A 9,298-nucleotide genomic window follows, 5' to 3' on the forward strand; every position below is an offset into this window, starting at 1 on the left:
CCCTGGCCCGGGCAGCGGCATGCCGTGCGAGCGAGGCTCGCTCGGGCGTCGCCACGGACTCCGGCGCAGGAGCGTTTATGCGGTGCGATGCAGTGACCCGGGTGACTGCCTGACGCCAGCCGGCGGAGACGGCTGGCCACAGGCCTGCCAGATCACACCTCCCCTCGGTCGACGCAGCGGGTGAGCAAGTCACTCAACGCGGATCCGAGGGTCCACGCACCCACGATGGAGACGTCCGCAGCGGAATGTCAGCACACCTGACCCGTCTGCGGCGCGCGAGGAGCATCGATCGCACCCGCGGGTTGTGACCAGGGTTCTCCCGCCTCCGACGCCAGACCCGATTGACCTGGTAGTTGAAATTTCAATCAAACTAAGCGGGTGAACGACTGGGTTCGTTCCTTGCGGAGGATCTCGCCGTGGCCTGTTCTGAACTGTTTGTCGCGCTCGGAGCCGAGAAGGGGGAAGCATCTTGCTTCACTCGATTTCCGGCCGACGCGCCGAGCGCAAGGTACTGCCTTTTGTCGAGCTCAGGCATGCAGATAAAATCTTTCAAGGCCGGCGGGGTCAAGGCGACGATCATAGATTCCGGTCCAGCTGTCATCGAGTTCGAGGCAATCAACTCGGAGGCGGCCTTGACGCCGCAGAGAACAGTCATATGCGTACTGTCAGGAATGGCGTTCATCGCTGGTACCGGAAACGGTACGGAGATCGACGCGGGGACGCTGGTCATGACGGACGGCGACGTTCCCTTTTCGATGAATGTACCCGTTGCTTCGCGACTCCTCGTACTGCGTTTCGCCGACGAAGCGAAGGATGGACTCCCGGTGTCGCCTCGGGGGACTTTTATCGTGACGGATGCTGCCAAGGGTCCCGGATCCGGATTTCTTTTTTCGTTCTTGAATACCCTGGCTGTGGAGATGATGAAAACCGATGGGATTCTGTCCTCGTATATGGAGGAGGTCGTGCGCATCCTGGCGATCTCCGCGACGCGAATCGCATATGCCGAGCTCGGAAAGCATTACTCTGGGGGATGCGATCCACTTCTGATCGCGGTTCAGGAGTCGATCGACCGGCAGTTGGCCGACCCCGAGATCAGCCCGGCGACCCTCGCGGCCGAACACAACATATCGGTGCGTCAGTTACATCGAGTTTTCGGACCGATCGGGGAAAGCGTCATGAGCTACGTCAAACGCCGTCGCCTGGAGCGTTTCGCATGCGATCTGAGGGATCCGAGCCTGGGGCACCGGAAGATCAATGAGCTGGCGGCGGACTGGGGGATGCTGGATGCCGCGATGCTGAGCAGACACTTCCGCTGCGCCTACGGAATGTCGCCCCGCGATTACCGGAAGCAGCACTGTTTCACCTGAAACGGCGAGGGCATGACGGCGGCAGGGACGACGTGTCGCCCACGGTTCGGCACGGGGTTCCCGGCGCCACCCCGGCCCGAGAAAGGACCAGGGCCCCGAAACGTGGTCGTGGACGAGCCGAGTCAGCACGGTCCCGGCACGGGAGGCCTGCCCCCGCACCATGCAGCTCAGACGCCACCACACGACACACCTCGGTCACTCCACCGGGACGAAGGGGAGCGTCCTGGTCACCGGAGTGCCGACGCCGCACCTCCTCGCATGCGCTCTTCGGTCGCCCACCCGGGACGTGCCCGCACTGCGCGAAGCATCGGACACCGTGGACGCCTCCACCGGCACGCACGCAACTTACGAGCACTCCTGGCCAGGTGATGTGACTTGCACCTCGGGCTGAAGCCGGAGGGTCCCCGCCTTCTCGATCGTTGCTGTGCCACTACGCGGCCCGGGGTTAGGCGGCACGGATCGATGGCCCTGGGCACAGCCGTCATGCAGCTCATGCACTGCCGACCGCCTGCGGGCCCGGTCGCGAACTCCCGCCACATCACACAGCCTTCGGTGTCCCACGTTGCGGGGCTGCGCGGTCAGTAGGGCGTAACTGCGACTCGGTCAGGGGATCCCCATGGATCCGCGTCTCGACTGCTACGGCAACTCCCTCGCGGCCTGGAGCAGGTCTGGGAGGTCGGTGTGAACCGGCCGATCCTGACCAGGGTGCGGCCGTACCGTTCCGCTTTGTACTCCAGCATGCTGAGGAACGATGGCCACCCGGCGTCGTGCACGGACTTGGTCAGCTTCGTGCGGGCCAGTCCCGCCACCGACAGGTCCTCCACGGCGATCCCTTGGTCATCACCCGGCAGCCGGCCGGCTCCTACCAGGTGGGCCGGTTCGGCGGAGCCGGAGGGCCTGGCCCGGCCGGATACACACGGTGAGTGCCTTCGGTGCCAGGTCTCAGGCCGGAAGGTTCCGGCGGTCGCGTCCGGAACACCTCGTCCGCGACCGCCGGCCTGTGCAGGGCGACCAGCGGCGGCTTCCCCGGCGGCGGGCCGGGCAGAAGGGCGGAACGAGCCACGACGGCACGGACCAACTCGACCCAGGAGAGCCCGGTCTGCGGGTCGGCCGGGGAAAGTGCGGCCGGACTGCGGCTTGCGTGTTCCCAGGCTGAGCCGGTCCATCGACATCCGGCGTCTCAGACGCTACGTCACCCGTGAGATATACGGTCAGATGCAACCGCCACCTTCCTCGCCGCCTCGTCTTCTGCCGCCTGCCGCAACATCGGGGCATCCTGAACGTTCATCTCGCTTATGGAATGCGGCAGTTCATCGCCCGGCAGGACTGGCCGACCCGCTACCGGCTGGTCTCCAACGCACCCGGCCTCAACCCGGCGGAAGGCTTCTGGTCGCCGCTGCGGTCCCGCACCGCTTTCACCACTCTCCGAGCACCTCAGCCGGACCATCGAAACGGAATGAGGAAATCCGGTATGTTTCCCACTCATCGACGGATGCCTCGCCGGAACCGGTCCGTCCCTCACGCCAACGACCTCACAAGCTCAGTCGCTGTCAGGACGAGGGAAAACCTCCAATTCCCTCCCGGCTTTACCGGGGATATGACAAGGCGCCTCGTGGTGCGGCAGCTTTCGTCGGCACCTCGCGCCATGCGCAGGCCCCCCTGTTCGCGAAGGCATCGAAGGGGCACAGCGGAACTGGCATCCAACAGCTAAGGATCGGTCACCGATCGACAAGATTTCGTCGGGGATGCCTATCCATGATGAAGGTGTGCCGGCGCACGATCTTCAAGAGAGAGGAATTCCGGTGCCACGGCGCCTCCGTAACCAGGACAGGCAACACATGTGAGCGTGGTTCTCCTGTGGGCCGCTTCTTGATCCAGCAGCCCCGTTGCTCACACGCGGTAGCTCAGGTCCTCGTCGGAGAAGCCGATCTCCGCGCCGAACGGCACCTGCGAATCACCGCCGCTCGCCACAGGATTCCTCCGCTCCGTGGCCGGGCTCGCCCCGTCGCCGGAGATCCCGCCCGGCGATGCCGCGCCGCCCGCCCTGTCAACACGTATGCGCCGCGACTGACAACCACGGGATCGAGGGCTCGCCTCCCATCCCGGAATTCCTGCCGCGATCCCCGGCTCCGCATCCCTTTTCGACTACCCCAAGGAAGCCCCTGTGACCGTCCCCTCGCCGCTCGCCAACCCGTCCATCGTGCCCGACCCCTACCCCGTCTACGCCGACCTGGCCCAGCGCCGCCCCGTCCACTGGGTCGAGCGCCTGAACGCCTGGGCGGTCTTGACGTACGCCGACTGCGCCGCCGGGCTGAAGGATCCCCGGCTCACCGCCGACCGGGGGACGGAAGTGCTGGCCGCGAAGTTCCCCGGACAGCCGCTGCCGCCGGACAACATCTTCCACCGCTGGACCAAGAACGTGGTGATGTACACGGACCCGCCGCTCCACGACGCGCTGCGCCGGTCCGTCCGGGCAGGCTTCACCCGTGCCGCGCACCAGCACTACGACCAAGTCCTCCAGAAGGTCGCGCACGACCTGGTCGCTTCCATCCCGGCCGGTGCCACCGAGATCGACGCCGTCCCCGCCCTGGCTGCCGAACTCCCCGTACGCTCCGCCGTGCACGCCTTCGGGGTCCCCGAGGAGGACCTCGGATTCCTCATCCCGCGCGTGAATACGATCATGACGTACCACTCCGGTCCGAAGGATCAGCCGGTGACGCAGGAGATAATCCTGGAAAAGCTCACCGACCTGCACACGTACGCCTCCGAACTCCTCCAGGGCATGCGGGGCAAGGTCCTGCCGGACACCGTCATCGCCCGCCTGGCAGCCGCCCAGGACGGCCTGACCGAGACCACGCCGGAACAGACCGTGCACCAGCTGGCGCTGGTGTTCATCGCGTTGTTCGCGCCCACGACGCCGGGCTCTCTCAGCAGCGGCACGCTCGCGTTCGCCCGCAACCCGCGGCAGGTCGAACGCTTCCTGGCGGACCAGGCGTGCGTGGACAACACGGCGAACGAGGTCCTCCGCTACAACGCCTCGAACCAGTTCACCTGGCGCGTCGCGGCCAAGGACGTCGAGATGGGCGGCGTACGGATCGAGGCCGGGCAGACTCTCGCCCTGTTCCTGGGCTCGGCCAACCGGGACGCCAACATGTTCGAGCGACCGAACGACTTCGACCTCGACCGTCCCAACAGCGCTCGGCACCTGTCGTTCGGCCAAGGGGTGCACGCCTGTCTCGCCGCGCAGCTCATCTCCCTGCAGCTGAAGTGGTTCTACGTCGCCCTGCTGAACCGCTTCCCGGGCATCCGGACGGCGGGCGAGCCGATCTGGAACGAGAACCTCGAATTCCGCTCCCTTCGCTCCCTGCCGCTCAGCCTCCGCTGACGAGGTCAGCGCTCTACTCCCCTGCGAGGAATCGTGACCTCCGAAGTCGCTCTGGGCCCTTCCTTGCCCGCCCCGTCCCCGACAGCGTGCCCGGCACTGGGGCCCGATTCGTCCCTTGGCCCGGTCCCGTCGGCGGAACCGGCGACGCCGCAGTCCTGCGGCGTCGCCGATCCAAATGAGGCTGAGGAGTTCCTGCGCCAGTTCCACGCGGAGCAGTCCGATCAGCCCGTCCCGCTCGCCCGGCGCCTGGAGCAGGTCCGCGCCGCCATCGACGCCACGGGCACCTACCGGCACACCACCGCCGAGCTCGTGTACGGTGCCCGCGTCGCGTGGCGCAACTCCAGTCGCTGCATCGGCCGCCTGTACTGGAACAGCCTGCGCGTCCTGGACCGCCGGGACGCCACAGCCCCCGATGAGATCCACCGGCACTTGTGCACGCACCTGCGCCAGGCGACCAACGGCGGGCGCATCAGGCCGGTGATTTCGGTCTTCGCCCCGGACTCCCCCGGCCGGCCCGGCCCGCGGGTGTGGAACGAGCAGCTCATCCGGTACGCCGGCTACCGCCGCGACGACGGCACCGTGCTCGGTGACCCGCGCACCGCCGACCTCACGGAGGCCATCCTCCGCCTCGGCTGGCAGGGCTGCCCCCAAGGGCCGTTCGACGTCCTGCCCCTGGTCATCGACACCCCCGACGACAAACCCCGGTTCTTCGAGCTGCCGCGGGAGCTGGTCTTGGAGGTCCCTATCACCCACCCCGACGTCCCACGCCTGGCCGAACTGGGCCTGCGCTGGCACGCCGTACCCGTCATCTCCAACATGCGCCTACGCATCGGCGGGATGGACTACCCGCTCGCCCCGTTCAACGGCTGGTACATGGGCACGGAGATCGGCGCCCGCAACCTCGTCGACGAGGACCGCTACAACATGCTCCCCGCCGTCGCCGCCTGCCTCCAGCTGGACACCACCAGCGAGTCAACCCTGTGGCGCGACCGCGCCCTGGTCGAGCTCAACGTCGCCGTCCTGCACTCCTTCGAGGCCGCAGGTGTCCGGATCAGCGACCACCACGAGGAGTCCCGGCGCTTCCTCGCCCACCTGGCCAAGGAGGAACGCCAGGGCCGCACCGTATCCGCAGACTGGAGCTGGATCGTCCCCCCGCTCTCCGGCGGCATCACCCCCGTGTTCCACCGTTACTACGACAACGTCGACCAGCGCCCCAACTTCTACCCCCACCAGTGAAGTGATGAGGCGTCTACAACCCCGCCCCGCAGCATCTGCTCGACGGCCGCCAGTGCCGGCGGCTGTCGAACTCCTCCAGGAAGACGAGGTGGGAATGGCCGCAGGTGTGGCTGACGACGTCTCCCAAGGCCGGAGCCTGCGCGCCCTCACCGTGACTCGATTCGCTCTAGCAGCAGCTGGGCGGTCGCCGGCCAATCCCGTCGGCGTCGGCGTCGACGCTGGTCAGCTATGGCGCGCACTGCCTGACCAGATGCGAGTCACCGTAGCGGACCAGGGCAGTTGGGCGGGCACCTGAATGCCGAACCCGGCGGCGTCGGACATGGCGCCCACTGGTCAAAGCGCAACGTCTGCAGCCTGATCGCGCTCACCAACTCCCGTACCGCCTGCAATCCACCACTCCCAGCGGCCAAGCAGCCAGCACATCGCCGGGGCCGTCAACATGACCACAGGGCGGTGCTGTCGCAGCGCGGCTTCGGCGACCGCCGCATCAATCGCGTAGGTGTGCCCGCGCAGCCGGCATCCATCAACAGCTTCGAGGCCGCCCGCGCCTCCTCGTCGCCCACCGGGACTACGCGCAGTCCGGAAAGCACCCGGTTCAGGCAAGACATGTTCGTACGGGCGTGGACGGCCTCGATGATGGTGAGCGCGCTGATAACGACCTCCATGCCGCGCGAGCGGGCCTCGGCAACCAGAGCCACCACTTGCTCGTCGTCGGCGAGCAGCTTCGAAAGCCCCCGCTGCCGAGGACCAGCGTCCCCTCGTGACTCCGCTTGCGGCGGGCCACTCGGCCTCCTCGGCGAACACCTCGTCGAAGACCTGCCGCGCCCGCTGCCGGGCTTGCTCGGAGCCCGGCTCCTTACGGTTCTCGTAGTCCGCCAGGTACTCGTCCAGCACCTGGCCGCGCAGCTCACGCTCGACCGCCGCGGCGATGTACGCGGAGAACTCCCGCTTGCCCACCCGCGCCCGGATCGCCTCGGCGGTCCCCTCCGGCAGCGACAGGCTTACCCGCGTCGCTGGCCCTTCCCTGATGCCGTACGTCGTCTCAGCCATGACCCCAAGCGCGTCAAACGAGTAGGAAAAGCGCTGCGGCCCGCGCCTGGGACTCGGCACCGGAGCCGACCGCCATCCCGGCACAACCGCAGCACGGCAGGGATGAGTAGGGGTGACGGCAGGTGACGACGGGTCAGGTTTCCTGGCACCATCCCAGCACGGAAAAAACCAGGGGCCCGACCCCGAAGAGCCGAACCCCTATTGACCTGCATGTTTGCCAGATCAGTGACGTGGCGGTACGTCACCCGCTACACGTTGAAGCGGAACTCGACGACGTCCCCGTCCTGCATCACGTAGTCCTTGCCCTCCATGCGGGCCTTGCCCTTGGCGCGGGCCTCGGCGACGGAGCCCATGTCGACGAGGTCGGCGAAGGAGATGACCTCCGCCTTGATGAAGCCCTTCTGGAAGTCGGTGTGGATGACACCGGCGGCCTCGGGGGCGGTGGCGCCCTTCTGGATGGTCCAGGCGCGGGATTCCTTGGGGCCGGCCGTGAGGTAGGTCTGCAGGCCGAGGGTGTCGAAGCCGACGCGGGCGAGGGTCGCCATGCCGGGCTCCTCGACGCCCACCGACTCCAGAAGCTCCATCGCTTCCTCCTCGTCGAGCTCGGCGAGGTCCGCCTCCAGCTTGGCGTTGAGGAAGATCGCCTCGGCGGGGGCCACCAGGGCGCGCTGCTCGTTCTTGAAGTCCTCGTCGGTCAGCTCGTCCTCGTCGACGTTGAAGACGTAGAGGAACGGCTTGGTGGTGAGCAGGTGCAGGTCGTGGAGGAGTTCCTCGTTGCCGGAGCCCTGCACGATGCCCTGCGAGAAGAGGGTGTCGCCCTTCTCCAGGATCTCCTTGGCGGCCTCGACGGCGGCGACCTTCGGCCCGATGTCCTTCTTGATGCGCGACTCCCGCTGGAGGCGCGGCAGGACCTTCTCGATCGTCTGGAGGTCCGCGAGGATCAGCTCGGTGTTGATCGTCTCGATGTCGTCCTTCGGCGAGACCTTGCCGTCGACGTGCACGACGTTCTCGTCCTGGAAGGCGCGGATGACCTGGCAGATCGCGTCGGACTCACGGATGTTCGCGAGGAACTTGTTGCCCAGGCCCTCGCCCTCCGAGGCGCCCTTCACGATGCCCGCGATGTCGACGAAGTCGACGGTCGCCGGAAGGATCTTCTGCGAGCCGAAGATCTCGGCCAGCTTCGCGAGGCGCGCGTCCGGGACACCGACCACGCCGACGTTCGGCTCGATCGTGGCGAACGGGTAGTTGGCCGCCAGCACGTCGTTCTTGGTCAGGGCGTTGAACATGGTCGACTTGCCGACGTTGGGCAGACCGACGATTCCGATCGTGAGCGACACGTTTGCGACTTCCCGTATGTAGGAGGGCCAGGCGGCCGGGGGGCTGGAGCGGCAGGGCCTGAGGCCTGTCCGGCGGATCGTGCCCCAGCGGCCGGAAGGCCGGCCGATCCCCCAGTTTACGGCGTGCCGGCACCCGGCCCGGCGAGGTATCGAACGCTTGGCCAAGGTCCGCTCAACGGCGTGTCTCTGAACCCATTCGGCACATTAACCGACCTAAGTTGGTCGAGTGGAGCAGCAGCAAAGGACACATCCCCCGTATCCCCCTCGGACCGGGCCGCAGCGCGGCTCATCTCCTCTTCCCCCGCAGGCGGGCAGAGGGGGCCGGGTTCCCGGCGCGGGCGTGCCGCGTCGTGCTCCGGTCGCGCGCGGGCCCGTACCGCCGGCGGTCCGAGCCGTGCGCAGCGTCGCACGGGCCGTGCGCCGGATGCCGAACCCACGCCTCACCGACCTGGGCTGCGGGTTGTTCTGCGGGGTGTCGATGTTCGTGCTCGCCTGCCTCGACCGGCTGGTGTTCGGCGCGTCCCCCGTCCTGTACGGGGTGCTGTTCCTGCTGGTCAGCGCGTTGACCGCGATGTGGGTACGGCGTGGTGACCTGGCGAGCGCCCCCGTCGTCGTGCCGATCGCCTTCGCGGTGGGTCTGCCGCTGCTCGCCAAGGGCGAGGGCGGCCTCGGCGGCCATCTGATGGCCCTGGTCACCGCTCTCGCCATGCAGGCGGGCTGGCTGTACGGCGGCACGCTCGTCGCCGGGGTCATCGTGACGGTGCGCAAGCTTCGGCTGATGGCCCGCCGGGCGGCCGAGCGGGAGAGGGAGCGGGAGCGGGCGGACCGGGAGGGCCGGGCGCGGGTCGGAGGGCAGGGCGGGCAGGGCCAGGTCCGGGCTTCCGGTGGCCAGGCCCGGCCTCCGTACGGCCACCGGCCGGTCG

5 protein-coding genes and 3 pseudogenes are annotated in these 9,298 nt (G+C 67.8%); 4 read left to right on the plus strand and 4 right to left on the minus strand.

Going from position 1 to position 9,298, the window contains the following annotated elements; translation table 11 throughout:
- Positions 1 to 416: 416 nt before the first annotated feature.
- Positions 417 to 1,367 (plus strand): cellobiose-binding transcriptional regulator TxtR, encoded by a 951-nt coding sequence (gene txtR / locus AWZ10_RS08685; RefSeq protein WP_240439376.1) that lies wholly within the window; start codon positions 417 to 419, stop codon positions 1,365 to 1,367.
- A gap of 578 nt (positions 1,368 to 1,945) precedes the next feature.
- Here txtR and AWZ10_RS53560 read toward each other — a convergent pair.
- Positions 1,946 to 2,203 (minus strand): annotated as a pseudogene (locus tag AWZ10_RS53560) (zinc ribbon domain-containing protein); the annotation flags it as partial.
- Positions 2,204 to 3,531: 1,328 nt separating this feature from the next.
- Here AWZ10_RS53560 and txtE point away from each other — a divergent pair.
- Together txtE and AWZ10_RS08695 are read left to right on the plus strand one after the other, a co-directional pair.
- Positions 3,532 to 4,752, plus strand: a complete 1,221-nt coding sequence (txtE, locus tag AWZ10_RS08690; RefSeq protein ID WP_046706284.1) for a 4-nitrotryptophan synthase — start codon at positions 3,532 to 3,534, stop codon at positions 4,750 to 4,752.
- A gap of 63 nt (positions 4,753 to 4,815) precedes the next feature.
- Positions 4,816 to 5,988: a nitric oxide synthase oxygenase gene (locus AWZ10_RS08695; RefSeq protein WP_060890801.1), complete on the plus strand. Its 1,173-nt coding sequence runs from the start codon at positions 4,816 to 4,818 to the stop codon at positions 5,986 to 5,988.
- 333 nt (positions 5,989 to 6,321) lie between these two features.
- Here the strand turns inward: AWZ10_RS08695 and AWZ10_RS08700 are convergent.
- From AWZ10_RS08700 to ychF, 3 genes and pseudogenes are all read right to left on the minus strand, one after another.
- Positions 6,322 to 6,772, minus strand: a pseudogene (locus AWZ10_RS08700) (hypothetical protein).
- A pseudogene (locus AWZ10_RS47430) lies at positions 6,757 to 7,038 on the minus strand (hypothetical protein); the annotation flags it as partial. The pseudogenes AWZ10_RS47430 and AWZ10_RS08700, both read right to left, overlap by 16 nt.
- 248 nt (positions 7,039 to 7,286) lie before the next feature.
- A complete protein-coding gene (gene ychF, locus AWZ10_RS08705; protein WP_046706283.1) occupies positions 7,287 to 8,375 on the minus strand; it encodes a redox-regulated ATPase YchF in 1,089 nt (362 codons plus the stop codon).
- A gap of 394 nt (positions 8,376 to 8,769) precedes the next feature.
- On the opposite strand from ychF, the gene AWZ10_RS08710 reads away from it, so the two are divergent.
- The coding region (locus AWZ10_RS08710; protein WP_341846082.1) for a DUF6542 domain-containing protein at positions 8,770 to 9,298 on the plus strand (529 nt) is incomplete at its 3' end.

It is taken from the genome of Streptomyces europaeiscabiei, assembly GCF_001550375.1.
GTDB classification, from domain to species: Bacteria; Actinomycetota; Actinomycetes; order Streptomycetales; family Streptomycetaceae; genus Streptomyces; species Streptomyces europaeiscabiei.